Genomic DNA, 513 nt, shown 5'->3' on the forward strand with positions numbered 1-513 from the left:
ACAATAACTGATGTCCCAACTCCACACCTGGTTCGGGCCTGTTGCGGTGAAGCTGGTCGGCTCCGGTACCTTGCGAGGGGGCTTCATGCGCCCTCGGTAGCTCTGTTGGTGATACTTTTTTAACACTCGATAAAACGAGGATTCCGATGCCAGATAAAGCCCCCTGTCGGCCAGCGACGGCACGATCTGGGAGGGCGGTAAACTCCGGTACTCGGGTTGATTACACGCACTCAGGATGGCCATTTCCTCGGCCTGCGTGAGTTTATGGGGCTGTTCAGCCCGCTCTGCATCCGGACGCAGATCTTCTGCAACGGCGCCATTAGCACCTCGCCAACGCTTCAATGTGCGCTCACTCATATCGATCAATTCGGCGGCCTTGTATCGGGCTGCACCACCGGCAACGGCTTCATCGAACAGTTCCAGGAGCCTTGCACGTTCATCCAGCGGTGTCAGATATCCTCGTCGCTGTCCGGATCTTCGCCGTACAAGGCTTCGAGCTTTTTTGACAGCACC

The 513-nt window shown here is 56.9% G+C and carries 1 pseudogene; it reads right to left on the reverse strand.

The window, feature by feature from the left end:
• Positions 1-513: pseudogene (locus MWU62_RS18850) on the reverse strand (IS3 family transposase); the annotation flags it as partial.

It is taken from the genome of Marinobacter sp. S6332 (assembly GCF_023016045.1).
GTDB lineage: Bacteria > Pseudomonadota > Gammaproteobacteria > Pseudomonadales > Oleiphilaceae > Marinobacter.